The 17,246-nt window shown below is 65.2% G+C and carries 18 protein-coding genes; 11 read left to right on the top strand and 7 right to left on the bottom strand.

Annotated elements, in window-relative coordinates; all coding sequences use genetic code 11:
- Positions 1–8 precede the first annotated feature (8 nt).
- From ACODS0_RS22600 to ACODS0_RS22610, 3 genes are all read right to left on the bottom strand, one after another.
- Positions 9–1,049 carry a Bug family tripartite tricarboxylate transporter substrate binding protein gene (locus ACODS0_RS22600; protein WP_488837310.1) on the bottom strand — a complete coding sequence of 347 codons (1,041 nt, stop codon included), beginning with the start codon at positions 1,047–1,049 and terminating at the stop codon, positions 9–11.
- Positions 1,050–1,131: 82 nt separating this feature from the next.
- A complete protein-coding gene (locus ACODS0_RS22605; RefSeq protein ID WP_488837312.1) occupies positions 1,132–1,989 on the bottom strand; it encodes a beta-keto acid cleavage family enzyme in 858 nt (285 codons plus the stop codon).
- Positions 1,986–2,984 (bottom strand): 3-hydroxyacyl-CoA dehydrogenase family protein, encoded by a 999-nt coding sequence (locus ACODS0_RS22610; RefSeq protein ID WP_488837314.1) that lies wholly within the window; start codon positions 2,982–2,984, stop codon positions 1,986–1,988. Before ACODS0_RS22610 ends, ACODS0_RS22605 begins: the two co-directional genes overlap by 4 nt.
- Positions 2,985–3,082: 98 nt before the next feature.
- Between ACODS0_RS22610 and ACODS0_RS22615 the strand changes: the two genes are divergently transcribed.
- The 5 genes from ACODS0_RS22615 to ACODS0_RS22635 all read left to right on the top strand — a co-directional run bounded on the left by ACODS0_RS22615 (position 3,083) and on the right by ACODS0_RS22635 (position 6,625).
- Positions 3,083–4,000, top strand: coding sequence for a LysR family transcriptional regulator (locus ACODS0_RS22615; protein WP_488837315.1), 918 nt, complete (start codon positions 3,083–3,085; stop codon positions 3,998–4,000).
- A 97-nt stretch (positions 4,001–4,097) separates the two neighbouring features.
- Entirely contained in the window at positions 4,098–5,006 is a 909-nt protein-coding gene (locus tag ACODS0_RS22620; RefSeq protein WP_488837317.1) for a hydroxymethylglutaryl-CoA lyase, read from the top strand.
- A 165-nt stretch (positions 5,007–5,171) separates the two neighbouring features.
- Complete coding sequence (locus ACODS0_RS22625; protein ID WP_488837318.1) at positions 5,172–5,690, top strand: YbaK/EbsC family protein; 519 nt, start codon at positions 5,172–5,174, stop codon at positions 5,688–5,690.
- On the top strand, positions 5,687–5,959 hold the full coding sequence (locus ACODS0_RS22630; protein ID WP_228896048.1) for a DUF1289 domain-containing protein: 273 nt from the start codon (positions 5,687–5,689) through the stop codon (positions 5,957–5,959). Before ACODS0_RS22625 ends, ACODS0_RS22630 begins: the two co-directional genes overlap by 4 nt.
- A gap of 3 nt (positions 5,960–5,962) precedes the next feature.
- On the top strand, positions 5,963–6,625 hold the full coding sequence (locus tag ACODS0_RS22635; protein WP_228896049.1) for a 2-hydroxychromene-2-carboxylate isomerase: 663 nt from the start codon (positions 5,963–5,965) through the stop codon (positions 6,623–6,625).
- Positions 6,626–6,629: 4 nt separating this feature from the next.
- Here the strand turns inward: ACODS0_RS22635 and ACODS0_RS22640 are convergent, their stop codons facing one another.
- Positions 6,630–7,295 carry a 3'-5' exonuclease gene (locus ACODS0_RS22640; RefSeq protein WP_488837320.1) on the bottom strand — a complete coding sequence of 222 codons (666 nt, stop codon included), beginning with the start codon at positions 7,293–7,295 and terminating at the stop codon, positions 6,630–6,632.
- 5 nt (positions 7,296–7,300) lie between these two features.
- On the bottom strand, positions 7,301–9,220 hold the full coding sequence (locus ACODS0_RS22645) for a DUF294 nucleotidyltransferase-like domain-containing protein (RefSeq protein ID WP_488837322.1): 1,920 nt from the start codon (positions 9,218–9,220) through the stop codon (positions 7,301–7,303).
- A gap of 263 nt (positions 9,221–9,483) precedes the next feature.
- On the opposite strand from ACODS0_RS22645, the gene ACODS0_RS22650 reads away from it, so the two are divergent.
- Genes ACODS0_RS22650 through ACODS0_RS22665 form a run of 4 tightly spaced genes read left to right on the top strand, consistent with a single transcriptional unit; the run spans position 9,484 to position 12,805 of the window.
- The gene (locus ACODS0_RS22650; protein WP_228896056.1) at positions 9,484–9,780 is read left to right on the top strand and encodes a hypothetical protein; all 297 of its coding nucleotides are present in this window, start codon (positions 9,484–9,486) and stop codon (positions 9,778–9,780) included.
- On the top strand, positions 9,771–10,382 hold the full coding sequence (locus ACODS0_RS22655; RefSeq protein WP_488837324.1) for a tetratricopeptide repeat protein: 612 nt from the start codon (positions 9,771–9,773) through the stop codon (positions 10,380–10,382). The genes ACODS0_RS22650 and ACODS0_RS22655 overlap by 10 nt, the downstream gene beginning before the upstream one ends.
- Before the next feature lie 48 nt (positions 10,383–10,430).
- The gene (locus ACODS0_RS22660; protein WP_228896060.1) at positions 10,431–10,691 is read left to right on the top strand and encodes a DUF4212 domain-containing protein; all 261 of its coding nucleotides are present in this window, start codon (positions 10,431–10,433) and stop codon (positions 10,689–10,691) included.
- Entirely contained in the window at positions 10,688–12,805 is a 2,118-nt protein-coding gene (locus tag ACODS0_RS22665; protein ID WP_431150808.1) for a sodium:solute symporter family protein, read from the top strand. The genes ACODS0_RS22660 and ACODS0_RS22665 overlap by 4 nt, the downstream gene beginning before the upstream one ends.
- A 96-nt stretch (positions 12,806–12,901) precedes the next feature.
- Here ACODS0_RS22665 and ACODS0_RS22670 read toward each other — a convergent pair whose 3' ends face one another.
- On the bottom strand, positions 12,902–13,393 hold the full coding sequence (locus ACODS0_RS22670) for a hypothetical protein (protein WP_228896064.1): 492 nt from the start codon (positions 13,391–13,393) through the stop codon (positions 12,902–12,904).
- A gap of 311 nt (positions 13,394–13,704) precedes the next feature.
- Between ACODS0_RS22670 and ACODS0_RS22675 the strand changes: the two genes are divergently transcribed.
- Together ACODS0_RS22675 and ACODS0_RS22680 are read left to right on the top strand one after the other, a co-directional pair.
- On the top strand, positions 13,705–15,366 hold the full coding sequence (locus ACODS0_RS22675; RefSeq protein ID WP_431150806.1) for an MFS transporter: 1,662 nt from the start codon (positions 13,705–13,707) through the stop codon (positions 15,364–15,366).
- Between the two features lie 305 nt (positions 15,367–15,671).
- Positions 15,672–15,863 carry a hypothetical protein gene (locus ACODS0_RS22680; RefSeq protein ID WP_055393051.1) on the top strand — a complete coding sequence of 64 codons (192 nt, stop codon included), beginning with the start codon at positions 15,672–15,674 and terminating at the stop codon, positions 15,861–15,863.
- A gap of 164 nt (positions 15,864–16,027) precedes the next feature.
- Here ACODS0_RS22680 and ACODS0_RS22685 read toward each other — a convergent pair whose 3' ends face one another.
- Positions 16,028–17,149, bottom strand: coding sequence for an ABC transporter substrate-binding protein (locus ACODS0_RS22685; RefSeq protein ID WP_487261084.1), 1,122 nt, complete (start codon positions 17,147–17,149; stop codon positions 16,028–16,030).
- Positions 17,150–17,246: the final 97 nt, after the last annotated feature.

Here is a 17,246-nt window from a genome sequence, read left to right on the forward strand (position 1 = left end):
GTGCCTTTTCAATCCACCGTCACGCCGGCATCGCGCACCAGCTTGCCCAGGCGCTGCGCGTCGGCCTTGATGAGCGCCCCGAAATCTGCCGCCGTGCCCCCCACCGCAGGCGTGCCAATGGCTTCCCATTTGGCGCGGAAGGCGGGTTCCTTGAAGATCGCATTCACCGTGGCGTTGAGCTTGTCGACGGTGGCTTGCGGGGTGCCGGCGCGCACCGCAATGCCATGCCAGCCGGTGATCTGGTAGCCCGGAATGCCGGCCTCCGCCATGGTGGGCACATTGGGCAGCACCTTGGCCCGTTCGCTGGAGGTGACGGCCAGCGGGATGAGCTTGCCCGCCTGAATGTGGGGCAGGGAGCTACCGACGATGTCGAACATCACGTTCACCTGTCCGCCGATCAGGTCATTGAGCGCGGGGCCAGCACCCCGGTAGGGGATGTGCCCCATCTTCACGCCCGCTGTGGTGTTGAACAGCTCACCCGCCAGGTGCTGCGGTGTGCCGTTGCCGGCCGACGCGTAGCTCAGCACCGGCTTGCCGGCCTTGGCCATGGCCAGGAACTCGGAAAACGTCTTGACGCCCAGCGAGGGATGCACTTCCAGCACCAGCGGGAATGCCGACAGCTGGATCACCGGAGCCAGATCGGTCAGCGGGTTGAACGGCATGCTGGCGTACAGCGAGGGGTTGACCGCCATGGGGCCGCTGGCGGCCAGCAGCAGCGTGTGCCCGTCCGCTGGCGCCTGCTTGGCCACCTCCGCGCTGCCGGTGTTGCCACCAGCGCCGCCCTTGTTGTCCACCACCACAGGTACACCCAGGCGGCTTTGCAGCTCGGGCTGCAGCATGCGGGCCATCAGGTCGGTGGGGCCACCGGGCGGGTAGGGCACCACAAAGCGGATGGTCTTGCTGGGGAAGGCGGTGGCGGCCGTCTGCGCCGCTGCGTGACCTGCGATGCCCAGGGCCAGGGGCACGGCAAGGGCTGCGTGCAGCACGGTGCGCCGGGCGGTGCGAGGCGTGGATGAGGGAGGTTGGCCGTGGCGGTGTTGGTGTTGCATGTCTGTCTCCTGTGGGGATGGATAAAGCCCGTCTGCTGCGGGTTGATGTCAATGGATGGGGAGCGCGATGGAGCGGTGCCGATCAGCCTGCGCCAAAGCGCTGCCGGATGTCGGCGGCGGTGGCCAGCGGGCGGCCCAGCGCGGCTGCGGCTTCGACGGCCTGGCGCACCAGCGCGGTGTTGTCGGGGGCCACGCTGCCGTCCTTGCACAGCAGGTTGTTTTCAAACCCCACGCGGGCGTGGCCGCCAAACACGGCGGCGGCGGCCACGCAGGCGTTTTCTGCGGCACCGAAGGCGCAGACGGCCCACGGCTCATTGCCGTCATGGGCGTTCAGAAAAGGCAGCAGGTCGCGCGGGCTGGAGGTCTGGCCCGCGCTGTAGCGGCCCAGCACAAACAGCAGGAACCACGGTACATCCGGCACCACGCCACTGGCGCGCAGTGCCTGCCAGCGGCGCAGATCGGCCACGTCGTACAGGATGACCTGCACCAGGGTGCGGCGCTGGGCGAGGTCGGTGAAGAAGCGCTGCAGTCCGGCTTCGCCGATCTCGGGCTTGTCCACTTCGCGCAGACCGATGGAGACGGCCTCGGGTTGCAGTTCCTCCACCATGGCGATCTGCGCGGGGGCCTGGTACACGCCCGCGGCTTCGCTGGTGATCTGGATGACCATCGCGTCGCCCACGGCCTGGCGCACCACGCGCTGCGCCTCGCGGTAGCCCTCCACATCGAGGCTGTGGCGGCCTTGCGCGTCGCGGATGTGCATGTGCAGCATGGCCGCTCCCGCGTCCAGGCAGGCCTTGGCCGTGGTGGCCAGCGTGGCCGGTGTGATGGGCACGGCCAGATGGTCGGCGGGCTGCTTGTACGCGCCGTTGGGGGCCACGGTCACGATCAGCGGGTCGGCCCACTGGCTGGCAATGGTGGGTGATGCGGGCGATGCACTCATGCGCGGGCTCCGGTGGTCGTTGGGGTGTCCGTCTGTGACGTGTCGGTGGGGGGCTCGATGGTGGGCAACTCGCTGGCAAGCAAAGCCAGGCCCTGGCGCAGCAGCGTGTCGTAGCGCGTGCGTTCGGCCCGCTTGCGGTCTTCGGGCCAGTCAAAAAAGCCCTTGCCCGTCTTCATGCCCAAGGTGCCCTGGGCCACCTTGTCGCGCAGGGCCTGGGCGGGGATGTCGGTGTTCGAGAGCGTGGGGTACATGGTGGCTGCGGCGGCGGTGTGCACCTCAATGCCCGCATGGTCGCGCTGCAGCACCGGCCCGGCCGCCAGAAAGCGGAAGCCAAAACCAAAGCGCACGGCGGCGTCCACGTCTTCGGGCGAGGCAATGCCTTCGTCGATGAGCGCAAACGCCTCGCGCGAGAGCGCATGCTGCATGCGGTTGGCCAGAAAGCCCGGCTTGTCTTTCTTGACCAGCACCGGCACGCTGCCGCAGCCGCGCATGAAGGCGTGCAGCCAGGTGCCCAGTGCGGGGTCGCTGCGCCCGCCCAGCACCACCTCCACCAGCGGCACCAGGTGGGCGGGCATGAAGAAGTGCAGGCCCAGCATGCGCTGCGCCGTGGCCAGTCCCTGGGCGATGGCACTGATGGGAAAACCCGAGCTGTTGCTGGCCAGCACGGCGTTGGGCGGCGCTACGGTTTCCAGCTCGGCAAACAGCTTTTGCTTGGCAGCTAGTTGCTCGGTGATGCATTCCACCACCAGCACCACGCCGCGCCAGTCCACATCCTGCAGGCTGGCGCACACCTGTACCGGGCCAGCGTGGGTGGTTTGGCCAGCGGCGGCAAGCTCCTGGGCGATATGAGGCAGCAGCTGGTCGCGACGTGCAGCGTGGGGGTCCACCACCGTGACCTGCGCGCCGCCCCGTGCCAGGACCACGGCTACATCGGCCCCCATGGTGCCTCCGCCCACCACCACGGTGCGTGCGTTGCGAGGCGAACTGTTGTCCATCTTGTCTCCTGTTTTTTGCTGAGCGTGCTTGCGTGCAATGCAGTCTAGGGGGCTCCCATTGCGCGGTCCAGACGTCTTTTTCGATAGACTGATCGGGTATGAAGATCAATTGGTCCGCCCGCGAGGTGGATGTGTTCCTCTCCCTGGCCGAGACGCTGAGCTTTCGGCGCACGGCCTTGCAGATGCACCTTTCTCAATCGGCGGTGTCGGGCACGGTGGCGCGGCTGGAGGAGATGCTGGATGTGCGCCTGTTCGAGCGCACCACGCGCACGGTGCAGCTCACGCTGGCGGGCGAGGTGTTTGCGGAGCAGGCGCGGTTTCTGCGCCACCAGATGGAGGAGACCGTGCGCCGCGTGCAGGAGGTGGCGCAGCTGCAGGTGGGCCGCATTGCGCTGGCGGCGCTGCCGTCGTTGGCCGCCGGGGCCGTGCCGCGCGCGTTTGCCCGGTTTGCTGTGCAGCATCCGGGCGTGCAGCTGGAGCTGTTTGACAGCCTGGCCGGCCCGGCCTTTGACATGGTGCGCGCCGGGCGCGTGGACTTTGCACTCACCGCTGCCAACCCCGCCTATGCCGACCTGGACTACACCCCGCTGGTGTCCGACCGCTTTGTGCTGCTGATGGGGCGCACGCACCCGCTGGCCCGAGGGCGCAGCGCCATTGCCTGGGCGGATGTGGCCGAGCTGCCGCACATCTCCATGCCCGCAGGTACCAGCGTGCGGCAGTATGCGGAAGAGGCCTTGCTGACCCACCGCATCCGTTTTGCGCCGCGCTATGAGGTGGAACACCTGGCCACCATCGCGGCCATGGTGGCTGCGGGGCTGGGCGTGAGCGCGCTGCCCGAACTGGCCGCCCAGGTGGTGCGCAGGCCCGAGGTGGTCACGCGAGCGCTCAAGGCGCCCGTGCTGCACCGGCCCATCGGGCTGATCACGCTCCGGGGGCGGCCGCTGTCGCTGGCGGCGCAGGCCATGGTGGCCCTGCTGCGGCAAGAGGTGGCGGGTGATGGCACCCGTACGGGCTGATGGCGCGTCCGGCGAATGGTCTGGCACGATATGGGGTGGCCCTGTGGAGGCGCAGGCGAGACAATGGCGGATTCCTTGATCCACCCTTGGTAGCCCCATGAGCATTCCCTCCCGCGTCCGCCTCATCGACGTTGGCCCCCGCGACGGCCTGCAGAACGAAAAGACCCCAGTCCCAGCCGCCGTCAAGATCGAGCTGGTGCACCGCCTGCAGCAGGCGGGCCTGAAAGAGATCGAAGTCACCAGCTACGTCAGTCCCAAGTGGGTGCCGCAGATGGCCGACAACCATGAGGTGATGGCCGGTATCACCCGCCAGAGCGGCGTCGCGTATTCGGTGCTCACGCCCAACCTCAAGGGCTTTGAGGCTGCCGTGCTGGACAAACCCGACGAGATCGTTGTCTTCGGCTCGGCCAGCGAGGCCTTCAGCCAGCGCAACATCAACTGCAGCATTGCCGAGAGCATCGAGCGTTTTGCCCCCGTGGTGGAGGCCGCACGGGCCGCTGGCATCCGTGTGCGCGGCGCCATGAGCTGCACCGTGGGCTGCCCGTACGAAGGCGACATTGCGCCCGAGCGCGTGGCGTATCTCGCAGGCCTGCTCCAGGGCATTGGCGTGCAGCGTGTGGACGTGGCCGACACCATCGGCGTGGGCACGCCGCGCAAGGTGCAGAAGGCGCTGGAGGCCACGTTGCAGCACTTTGGCATCGACGCGGTGTCGGGCCACTTTCATGACACCTACGGGCAGGCGCTGTCCAACACGCTGGCTGCGCTGGAGCTGGGCGTGTGGAACTTCCAGTCGTCCGTGGCCGGGCTGGGCGGCTGTCCCTATGCCAAGGGCGCCACCGGCAACGTGGCCACCGAAGACGTGGTGTACATGCTGCAGGGCATGGGCATCGAGACGGGCATCGACCTCGACAAGCTCATCGACGCGGGTGCCTACATTAGCGACTTTCTGGGCCGCAAGCCCAACTCCCGCGCTGCCAACGCGCTATTGACCAAACGTGCGGGGTAATAGGCCACTGCCGCTCAGACGCTGACGCATCTCAGCCGCCTCGCTCCCAGTGCGAAAGGGATGCACCCGCTGGTCCGGCAGGGCCTGTGCTGCCGGCGCGTCGGCCGGGGCTGGCGCCATGCGGTCAAAATACCTGGGACGATTGTGATTTCGGAGTAAGAAACGATGTGTGGAGCTGAACTGAAAAATCTGCCTGAAAGTGTGCAGCGCGTGGCTGCAGCGCTGGAATCCCTGGGCCACCCCCACCGGCCGCAGATGCTGGACGACGCAGCGCGCACCGCGCAGCAGGCGGCCGATGCGCTGGGCATTGCCGTGGGGCAGATTGCCAAGAGCATCATCTTTCGCCGCAAGAGCGATGATGTGGCCGTGCTGGTGGTCACCTCGGGCGACCGGCGGGTGGACGAGAAAAAGGTGGAGGCCCACGTGGGCGGCAAGATCGGCCGCGCCGATGCCGACTTCGTGAAAAGCCGCACGGGCTTTTCCATCGGCGGTGTGTCGCCCGTGGCGCACGCCACGCCGCCCGTCACGCTGATCGATCAGGACCTGCTGCGCTTTGAGGTGGTGTGGGCGGCGGCGGGGCATCCGCATGGTGTGTTTGCGCTGCACCCCAGCGATCTTCAGCGGCTGACGGGTGCACCCGTGGTGGATGTGGTGCAGGTGGTTGCACCTGAGTCTGCGGCATGAATGCTATTGAATTGCTAGCTGTTCGCGCTTTGCAGATAAGCGCTGGTGGCCATTTTGATGCTGAAAGCACCGAGGCCGTGCCCTCGCCCTGCATCTCGGTCTGCCGTATGTCGCCCGACCGCAGCCACTGCGAGGGCTGCTTTCGCTCCCTCGACGAGATCCGCATCTGGTCGCGTGCCGACTCGCACCTGCGGCGGGGCATCTGGCGCCAGTTGCTGGACCGGGCGGGCATTGCCGTGCCGGTGCAGCCAGAAAGCGCAGAAGGCTGAGCCATGAAACACATCACGTTCTACCTCGACTTCATTTCGCCTTACGCCTGGCTGGCCTTTGAGCGCCTGCCCGAGGCGCTGGTGGACCTGAGCTACAGCGTCGAATACCGCCCGGTGCTGCTGGGCGCGTTGCTGCAGCAGCACGCCAACCCGGGGCCCGCGGGCATAGCGCCCAAGCGCGCCTGGACCTACCGCCACGTGACCTGGCTGGGCCACGCGCAGGGCACGCCGCTGCAGATGCCAGCACGCCACCCGTTCAACCCGCTGCCCTTGCTGCGCCAGGCGCTGGCCTGCAGCGACGACGGTTGCATCAACCGCTATGTGGCGGGTACCGTGCTGCGCCATGTGTGGCAGGGCGGGCACGACGCGCTGGACGCCGAGCGCCTGGCCGCGCTGGCGGCCGATCTGGCCGAACAAATCCGCCCGGGGCAGGACATGCACAGCGAGGGCCCCAAGGCGCTGCTGCGCGCCAACACCGAGGCCGCGCAGGCAGCGGGCGTGTTTGGCGTGCCTGCGTTTGCGGTGGACGGCAAGGTTTTCTGGGGGCTCGACAGCCTGCCCATGCTGCGCGCCTACCTGGAGGGCGACGACTGGTTTGCCGGGGCCGAAGGCGAAGCGCGCTGGGCTGCGTTCGAGGCGTTGCCTTCGGGCCTCAAGCAGGGTTGAGCCCTTATCCACCGCCATCCCGGTGGCGGGCCAGCCACCGGTGCTGGGCGGCCAGGCGCTGCACGTCGGCCCAGCTGCTGCACTGCGCCGCCACGCGGGGCCAGATGCGCTGCAGCAGGTCGCATTCCACCAGGGTGTCGGCGGCGGCCTGGTGCCGCACGGCGCAGCGGATGCCGAAGTGCGCCATCCAGTCGTCCAGCGCGCGGGCGCGCACCTGCTCGTGGGTGACGGCGCACAGGTGGTCCACATCCACCCAGGGGTTGGGCAGGCCATGCCCCAGATGCTGGCGTGCATGGCGGTTGATCATGCTGCGGTCAAAGGCCGCGTGGAAGGCCAGCAGCGGGCTGTCTTGCACATAGTTTTCAAAGGCCTGCAGCGCCTGGGCGGCGGGCATGCCGTTGCGCTGCATCTGCGCGCCAATGCCGTGTAGCAGGATGTTGTCCTTGCTCGACGCCTCGTCCTGCTGCACCACCACCTCAAAGCTGTCGCCCAGCGCCACGCTCAGCGTGCGGCGCTGCCAGTCCACCCGCAGCGCAATCGCGGCAATGGCCAGCAGGCGGTCATGGCGCATGTCCAGGCCACTGGTCTCCACGTCCAGCATCACCCAGCGGCTGCCGGTGTAGGCGGGGGCATGCCCAAGGGCGCGCCTGATCGGCTCCAGCCAGCGCATGGCGGCTACCGGTCGTAGTCCAACTGCAGCCGCTGCTGCAGCTGCCGCGCCACGCGAAAGGATTCGCGCAGGATGCGCCGGTCGATGTCGTTGAGCCCGGCCACCACAATGCGGTTGGGTGGAGCGGCTTCAGCCTCTCCGGCCTCCAGCTGCACCCGCAGGCGCAAGATCTGCAAGAACTCGAAGCCGCCCACCCAGGCGCCGGTTTCCGTCTCGGGCAGGCGCCACTGCGCGCCAGCGGCCTCCAGGCGCAGCCGCGTGTTGGTCTCGTGCACTCCCAATGCCAGGCTGTAGATGCGCGCAGCGTCCACAAACAGCGCCGTGCCCTGCAGCTTGAGGTCCAGCGCGCCATGCTCGTCGGTGTCTATGGCGCCGCGCCAGTTCAGCGGCACGCTGCGGCCCAGGGCGTTGTGGGCCAGCATCTTGAGAAAGCGCGGGCTGTTGCGCGCGGCCAGCGTCACATCGGCGCGCAGCGCCTGGGCCAGCGCCACATCGCCACACAGGGGCCGGAAGTCAAAGTAGATGGAGGCGTTGAGCAGGTCCTGCGGCGAGCCCTGCGCCACCCAGTGCCCGAAGCGCTCGCGCCACTCGTCGAGCTTGAGGCAGCACGCGCTTTCGCCCGCCATGATGCCGCCCCGGCACAGCGGGTAGCCGCAGGCGTCCAGCGCCAGGTTGACGGCATGCGCAAAGTGCCGAATCGCTTCGCGCGACTCGTCGGACACGTCGTTGTTCAGAATGATCGCGTTGTCCTGGTCGGTGGCAATGGTCTGCTCCGCCCGCCCCTCGGAGCCCAGGCACAGCCAGCACAACCATTTCAGATCGATGCCAAATTCTTCGGCCTTGAGCTGCACCAGTCGTTCGGTCAGCACATCGTTGAGGTGGCTGATCATCGAGGTGAGCTGCCGCGCATGCACGCCCTGCGCGAGCAGGCTGCGTGCCAGGCGGCGGATGTCCTGGGCCGAGGTCTGCAATGCCTCCACGTCGGTGGCCGAGCGCAGCGCGGTGCTCACGCTTTTGAGGCTTTGCCGCTGCATGGCGAACAGGTCGCGTTCTGACACCATGCCAATCGCCACTTCATCGCGGGTGATCGGCACGTGGCGGATGCCGTGGCGCGACATCAGCAGGGCTGCGTCTTGCGCCGAGTGTTCACTGGTGAGCGTGCGCACCGGCCGCACCATGACCTCAGCAATGGGCGTGTGCAGCGGCAGCTGGGCCAGCGCCACGCGGCCCAGCACGTCATACCGCGTGAGGATGCCCACAGGGTGCCGGGCCCCATCCACCACCAGCATCGAGCCCAGGCGTTGCTGGTGCATGGTCTGCAGCGCGGTGTGCAGCGGTGTGCTGGCATCGCAGGTCACCAGCTTCTTGCCGATGAGTGTGCCCAAGGGGGTTTCGAGCGACTGCTCGGCCGCGGCGTGGGTGGCATAGGCGGCTTGCAGTGCCTGGCGCGAAAGCGCGAGGAACTGCACCGTGCGCTGGCCCAGGTACTGCGCAAATGCCGTGCTGCGGCTGGCCAGCCGGTGCATGTGGGCTACGGCCAGCACCAGCACAAAGGTGTCGGTGTTGGCGCGGTACGTGGCCGTAACAGCACGGCCTGCCCAGGCGGCGCTGACGGGGAACAGGTCGCCCGCCTCGTACTCGAAAGCGCCCACCGCCTCGGCCAGCCCCCGGGTGCCCGTGACGGCGCCCTGGCGCACGTAATACAGCGACTGCACCGTTCCGCTCTCCGGGCCAATCACCAGCTCGCCGGGGGCGAAATACTGCTGCTCGCAATGCGACAGGAAATCATCCACCTCGGCATCCAGCATTTGGGCAAAAGGGGCGTGCTGCCGGAGGTCCTGGCGGAAGTTGGCCAGCAGGTGGTGCGATGGTTGTAGCGGCGCCTGTGCGCTGGCAACTGGTGGCGGACTGGGCGGCTTTTCCATGGCGGCAGTCTATGCCCGGCCCGGCGACGCGGGAAGTCCTTCCATGTGCATCGCCTTGACCTCGATCAAGGGTTTTGGAGCCCTTGGTGTTTTCCCGCAAGAGCGTCTCAGATTCCACCGATTTATCGCATCGCAAAAAAAAGATGCAGGGTTTTTGCGGGATTTGTAAGTTAGCGATAAGCCCTGTGTCAGCCAGCGGTCAGACACCCTGCGCAGAGTGAGTCCACCTTTCCTTTTCCTTACAGCGAGGCATCGAGTTCACCATGCTCCTGACCGTTGTCATTCTGAAAAGCCTGATCGAGTTGTCCCTGATGTTCATCGTGGGACGGTTTCTGCTGGGACTGTTGGCCGGGGCGAAGCGGCACACCAATGTGTTCTGGCAGATGCTGGACGTGGCCGCCAAGCCCTGCCTGTGGCTGACGCGCAAGGTCAGCCCGCGCCAGGTGCTGGACCAGCACATCCCGCTGGCCACCGCCAGCTGGTTGCTCATGGCCTGGGTGCTGGTCGTCAAGCTCAAGATCGACCTCTGTCTGGAGCTGGGAGCACAGGCATGCCAGTGACCCAGAGCCTTCCCCTTCCCCCCGTCCGCTGGTCGCAGCGGCTGGAGCGTCAGGCGCTGGTCTGGCGTGCCAAAGCCTTGCTGTTTGTGGGCCGCAAGGCTGCGGCCAAGGCCGTGTTTGAGCGGATTCTGGAGCGCTGGCCCCAGGACGTTCTGGCGATCAACAGCCTCGCCTACGACGCGCTGCTCAGCGACCACAAGACACAGGCTCTGCAGTACTACGCCCAGGCATTGACCTTGCAGCCCCAGGTGTGCAATGCCCACTTCAACCATGCCTATGTTGCCGAGCAGCTGGACCAGCTGGCACTGGCCGAAGAGGGGTTCCGGGCGGCCCTGCAGATCGACGAAAAAATGGACCGGGCCTGGTACGGCCTGGGCTTGGTGCTGGTGCGGCAGGGGCGGCTTCAGGAGGCCTTGCAGGCCCTGGATCGCAACACCCGCCTGCAGCCCATGAGCCCCTTTGGCTGGTATCAGATGGCGCGTGTGCACGTCGATCTGCACCAGCCCGAGGAGGCACGCGCCGTAATACGGCATTTGAAAGGATTCGAGCCCAAGGTGGCCGCGCAACTGGAGCGGGAGACCGGTTTGCGTGCAGATTTTTAGCGCTGAAGTCCGAGTGAGTGTTCTTTTAACGACATGGAGGAGCAAGCAATGAAACTGACGGCCAAGCACCAGGAATACTGGCGCAAAAATCTGCAGATAACGGCCCTTTTATTGGGCATATGGTTCTTTGTCACTTTTGTCGTGGTGTTTTTCGCCCGCGACCTCACGTTCAGCTTCTTCGGCTGGCCGTTCTCGTTCTGGGTGGCTGCCCAAGGCGCCCTGGTGGTGTACTGCCTGATCATCTGGTACTACGCCCGCCACATGAACAAGCTCGACATCGAATACGGCGTTGCCGAAGGAGAAGAATGATGGGACTCTTCGGCGGAGACGGACAGTCGCAAGGCGACTTCAAAAAGGGCCTGAACAAGGTCTACACCTGGTACACCGGTGGCTTCATCGGCTTTGTGTTGGTGCTGGCGGTACTCGAACAGATGGGCCTGCCCAAAAACTGGATCGGCTACCTTTTTCTCGCGGCCACCGTGTTGCTGTATGCCGGTATCGGCATCATGAGCCGCACCAACGACGCGGCGGAGTATTACGTGGCCGGGCGCCGCGTGCCGGCCATCTACAACGGCATGGCCACAGGGGCGGACTGGATGTCGGCGGCCTCCTTCATTGGTATGGCGGGCACCCTGTACCTGACGGGCTATGGTGGGCTGGCGTTCATTCTGGGGTGGACGGGCGGTTACTGCCTGGTGGCGCTGTTCCTCGCCCCTTACCTGCGCAAGTTCGGCCAGTTCACCATTCCCGACTTTCTGGGGGCGCGGTTTGAGGGCAACCTTCCCCGGCTGATCGGGGTGGGGGCCGCCATCCTGTGCTCGTTCACCTATGTGGTGGCACAGATCTATGGTGTGGGCCTGATCACTTCGCGCCTTACGGGCCTGGCTTTCGAGATCGGTATCTTTGCCGGCCTGGCCGGTATCCTGGTCTGCTCGTTCCTCGGTGGCATGCGTGCCGTGACCTGGACGCAGGTGGCGCAGTACATCATCCTGATCGTTGCGTACATGCTGCCCGTGGTGTGGCTTTCGGTCAAACACACGGGCGTGCCTGTGCCGCAGGCGGTGTATGGCTACACCCTGGAAAAGGTGACTGCCAAAGAGGCTGAGCTGATCAAGGACCCCAAAGAAATAGAGGTGCGTGGCATCTACAAGGCCCGCTCGGATGCGGCTGTGGAAAAGCTCAAGGACGTGAATGCTTCGCTGGCGGCCGACCGGGCGGCAGCGCAGAAGAAGCTGGATGACCTGAAGGCTGCCAATGCGCCCGCTCCCGACATCGCCGCCGCTGCCGCCGCGCTGGCCGCAGTGCCCAAGAACGAAGCAGACGCCCGCACTGCGTACACGGCGGCGCGCACCTCGAATGCAGCCAAGTCGGCGCCGCCCATCCGCCATGCCGAGCCGTTCCCCGGCAAGGATGAGGCCGCGCAGAACGTTGCACGCAAGAACTTCCTCGCGCTGGTGTTCTGCCTGATGATCGGCACGGCCGCGCTGCCGCACATCCTCATGCGCTACTACACCGTGCCCTCGGTGCGCGAGGCGCGGGAATCGGTGAGCTGGTCGCTGTTCTTTATCTTCCTGCTGTACTTCACGGCGCCTGCGCTGGCAGTGCTGGCCAAGTACGAGGTCTACACCGTGCTGGTGAACACACCGTTCGCCAGCCTTCCGGAGTGGATCGCGCGCTGGTCGGCGGTCGACAAATCGCTGCTGTCGGTGGTGGACATCAACAACGACGGCATCCTGCAGCTGGCGGAGATCTCCATCGGTGGCGACATCATCGTGCTGGCCACGCCAGAAATTGCTGGCCTGCCGTACGTGGTTTCGGGCATGGTGGCGGCGGGGGGGCTGGCTGCGGCGCTGTCTACCGCAGACGGCCTGCTGCTGACCATCGCCAACGCGCTGTCGCATGACCTGTACTACAAGGTGCTGGACCCCAATGCCTCCACGGCACGCCGCGTGATGGTGTCGAAGCTGCTGCTCCTGCTGGTGGCCCTGGCAGCAGCCTACGTGGCGGCGCAGAAACCAGCGGACATCCTGTTCCTGGTGTCGGCGGCCTTCTCGTTTGCGGCGGCGGCGTTCTTCCCGGCGCTGACGCTGGGCATCTTCTGGAAACGTGCCAACAAGTGGGGGGCGTCGCTGGGGATGTTGGCCGGCCTGGGCATCACCTTCTATTACATGGTGACCACCCAGCCCTGGCTGTACAAGCTCACGCACGGAACGGCGATCACGCCGGAAATCGTCAAAGCCAACACTTGGTGGGATATCGCGCCCATCTCGGCAGGTCTGTTCGGTGTGCCGCTGGGCTTTGCTGTGATCATCATCGTCTCGCTGCTCACCAAGGCCCCGGGCAAGGAAATCCAGGAACTGGTGGAGCATGTGCGCTACCCCAGCCTGGATGGAAAGACCTCGGCAGCGAGTGCTGCACACTGACGGGACGGGCGCCTGGGGGCGCCCTGAGCGTTCATAAAACCCCGCCAGGCCGTGGCGGGGTTTTTTTATGGGCCGGTCTTTGCGTGTTGTTGGGGTTCAGCGGCCCAGCGCTGCGGCCACGAATTCCTCGGCCTTTTTCTCTGAGCGCATGGAGGCCACCACGGGGCGCAACTCCTGGATCTTGGCCTCCAATTCGGCCACCGATTTGCATTTTTCGAGCTGCAGCGCCAGAGGCTCGCATGCCGGGCCCAGCAGGTCTTCAAGGACCTTGGTGGCGCGCCGGGCGCTGGTGCGCAGATCCTGAACCGGTGCGGCCGCGGTGGCTGGGGTGTTGCCCGTTGTGGCGTGCGTGGGCGAGGGCGGCGCCACAGCCCCGGAAACCACCGATGCCAGCCCCAGGTCGACCAGCGCCTGGCCAATGCGCAAGGCCTCATCGAGGCTGCCACAGGCCTGGGCCAGGTCCTGCAGCCGTTTGCTGCCGTCCACCAGGATCAGGGTGGTACGTTCACGGGGAGGGAGTGCCCGGTCGCGGTGCTTGATCGCCTCGATCCCTTGATCTGTCTTTTTTAGGACGGTGTGCGCGTGCATGGGGCCCCTGCAAAAGTTGACGGTTGTCTCCACAAGCGGGCTGGCAGCGCACGCTCAGGCGCTTGGTGTGCACGGAGCCCGGTGGACTGCATGGGCGCACATGCCTTGATCGGGGTTTTCCCTGCCCAAGGTCCAGTCGCTCCAGTGCGCTTGAAAGCCCGCTCATAAGGACGGCAGGCACTTTGTAAGTATCGGTTCAGTTTAACGCAAGCCTCTGTTGGTTTGGCGTCAGAGCAGAGTCAGTGCCTTCCCGAAGAATGACCTTGCCCGCCACTGTGCGGTCTTAAAAATCACCAGGAGACATAGACACCATGGCAACCATCCATCCCGCACCGCGGCCGATGTCGCCCGAAGAGCGCAAGGTCATCTTCGCATCGTCGCTCGGCACCGTTTTCGAGTGGTACGACTTTTACCTGTACGGCTCGCTCGCAGCCATCATCGCCAAGCAGTTTTTCAGCGGGCTGGATGCCGGATCGGCGTTCATCTTCGCGCTGCTGGCCTTCGCAGCGGGCTTCATCGTCCGTCCGTTCGGCGCGATTTTCTTCGGCCGCCTGGGCGACATGATCGGCCGCAAGTACACGTTCCTGGTCACCATCCTGATCATGGGTCTGTCCACCTTCATCGTGGGTATCTTGCCGACCTATGCCTCCATCGGTGTGGCGGCCCCCGTCATACTGATCATCCTGCGCCTGCTGCAAGGCCTGGCGCTGGGTGGTGAGTACGGCGGCGCAGCCACCTATGTGGCCGAGCATGCTCCGCACGGCAAACGCGGCGCCTACACCGCCTGGATCCAGACCACGGCCACGCTGGGTCTGTTTCTGTCGCTGATGGTGATTCTGGGCACCCGTACCATGCTGGGCGAAGAAGCCTTTGCGGACTGGGGCTGGCGTGTTCCGTTCATCGTGTCGATCCTGCTGCTGGCCATCTCGGTCTGGATCCGTCTGTCGATGAATGAATCGCCTGCCTTCCAGAAGATGAAGGCCGAGGGCAAGACCTCCAAGGCTCCATTGACCGAGTCTTTCGGCCAGTGGAAGAACCTGAAGATCGTGATCCTGGCACTGGTAGGCTTGACCGCCGGCCAGGCCGTGGTGTGGTACTCGGGCCAGTTCTATGCGCTGTTCTTCCTGACACAAGCCCTGAAGGTCGATGGCGCCACCGCCAACATCTTTGTGGCTGTGTCGCTGCTGATCGGCACGCCGTTCTTCATCGTGTTCGGTTCGCTGTCGGACAAGATTGGCCGCAAGCCCATCATCCTGGCAGGCTGTCTGCTGGCCGCGCTGACGTACTTCCCTGTGTTCGGCGCACTGACCAAGGCGGCCAACCCCGCCCTGGCTGAAGCCCAGGCCAAGAACCAAGTGATCGTGACGGCAGACCCCAAGGAATGCTCGTTCCAGTTCAACCCCACCGGCACTTCCAAGTTCACCAGCTCGTGCGACATCGCCAAGCAGGTGCTGGCTGGCGCTTCGGTGAGCTATGACAACGCCGTCGCTGCCGCTGGTACGCCCGCCACTATCAAGATCGGTGAGACAGTCATCGCCTCGTACACCAGCAAGGGCCTGCCCGCTGACGAAGCAAAGAAGAAAGATGGCGAGTTCAAGAAGGCTGTGGCCGATGCACTGAAGGCTGCGGGCTACCCCACCAAGGCAGATCCTGCCCGCATCGACAAGGTCATGGTCACCGTGATCCTGACTTACCTGGTGCTGCTGGTGACCATGGTGTACGGCCCTATTGCCGCCATGCTGGTCGAAATGTTCCCCACCCGCATCCGCTACACCTCGATGTCCCTGCCGTACCACATCGGTAACGGCTGGTTCGGCGGTCTGCTGCCCACCACGGCGTTCGCCATCGTGGCCCAGACCGGCAACATGTACAACGGCCTGTGGTACCCCATCATCATTGCCGGTGCCACGGTGGTGATCGGTGGCTTGTTCATCAAGGAAACCAAGGACGTGGACATCTACGCCAACGACTGATCGGTTCTGACCGGTGAACAGGGCCCGCCCCGCAAGGGTCGGGCCCTGTGTTCCATCAAGGGGCTTGTCCGCGCACCAGTACAACCCATAACCCTGGGGATGCTGTGCATGATTCGAGCGGTAAGTGTGCGCTGCGGATCGGGATGGGCTGCAAGGCGCAAAACGCAGCAATAGCCGTAGCTATTGCGAGGTTTTGCAACGCGGCAGACCGCCCGAGCCCGCAGATGCATACGGCCCGACGAATCGTGCACAGCACCCCTAGCCAGGCCCCTTGATTGAACAAACCCATCCCAGGAGATATTGATATGTGGAAGATTGTTGTTGGCTTCGTCTTGTTTGCTGCGTTGTCGATGTACGTGATCATCACGGCGGGCGACAAGGCCGACATGGGTGGTGAAAAACACGGCGCAGATGCCGTGCATGCGCCCGAACCCGCTGCCAGTGCACCCGCAGCGGCGCCTGCGTCGGCACCTGCATCTGCGGCCAGCGCGCAGTAAGCCGCCGGGTCCCATCCCAAGTCATCAAAAAAAGCCTGCAGCCGAAAGGCCGCAGGCTTTTGTTTTGTGCGGGGGCGTCACGGTGGGCCGCACACTCCACGCCCCTACCGCTCCTGGCGCGGCGCAGGGCAAGAGCCCGCACAGCGCCTCAGTTTCTTAGGGTGTCATCGCTTGAAGCGCCCGTCACTCCCGATGATGGAAAGGTCGGCGAACACCAGACCGCTGTGGTCCGTGGGGCTGTAGCTCAGCTCCACGCCACCCAGGTCCCACTTCTTGATGCTCTCCAGGCCTGCGTGCAGTTTGGCGCGGTCCGGCTTGGGGCCCGCGCGTTTGATGCCTTCCAGCAGCACCTTGGCGCTGACGAAGCCCTCCACCATCGCGGGCGTGAGATCGGAAATGTTCTTGGCGCGGGCCAGCTCCATGGCTTCCTTGACCACCGGGTAGTTCACCGACCGCTCGGAGGGAAAGACCTGCGTGACCACAACCCCCCGGGCCTGGTCGCCCAGCAGTTTGACAAAGCCGCCCGAGGCATTGTTGGACAGTGTCACGATCTGCCCCGTGACCCCTGCAGCGCGCAACGCCTTGATGCCGTCCACCACCGCCGCGCCCGTGCCGATGAAGACCACGGCCTGGGGCTGCTTTTGCGCCACACGCGGTGCAATCGCGCTGTAGTCGGGCTTGGCACGGTCAAATTTCTCGACAAAGAGGGCTTCCAGCTGGTTGGCCTTGAAGCCCAGCTGTGCCCCTGCCAGGCCATCTGCGCCAAAGGTGTCGTCCACATGCACCACGCCAATGCGCTTGATGCCCAGGGTGTTGAGGTGGGTGATGGCCTTTTCCACCTCGCGCTGGTAGGGCGCGCGCACGTTGAAGATGAACCTGTGTACCGGCTGGTGGAGCACCATGGCGCCGGTGGAGGGGCCGACCAGCGGCACGCCGTGCTGCTCCAGCAGCGGCATGATGCCCTGGGTGTGGGGCGTGCCCCGTGTCATGAACAGCCCGATCACGCCTTTTTCCTCAATCAGAACGCGGGTGTTTTCGAGGGTCAGCTTGGGGTCGAATTTGTCGTCCAGAGATATGACCTCCACTTTCTGCCCCGCGATACCGCCCCGGGCGTTGATGTGATCAATGTAGAGCGCCGCGCCCTGCATGGATTCGGCCACCGTGGCCGCTGCCGAGCCCGTGATGCCCACCGTCTGTCCAATGAGAATCTGTCCGTGGGCTGCGCCCACCATTGCGAAGATGGCGGCCAGGGTAGCGCCCCCGCGAAGCCAGTGTGTCAATCTCATGTTTGTCCCAAGATGCCTGTTTGTTGGAGGCGTCAATATAGATACAAACGGTGACAAATAAACTGTAGAAATACGTAGGCCCGGACGGAGCCGGGCC

It is taken from the genome of Acidovorax sp. FG60, from assembly GCF_057808995.1.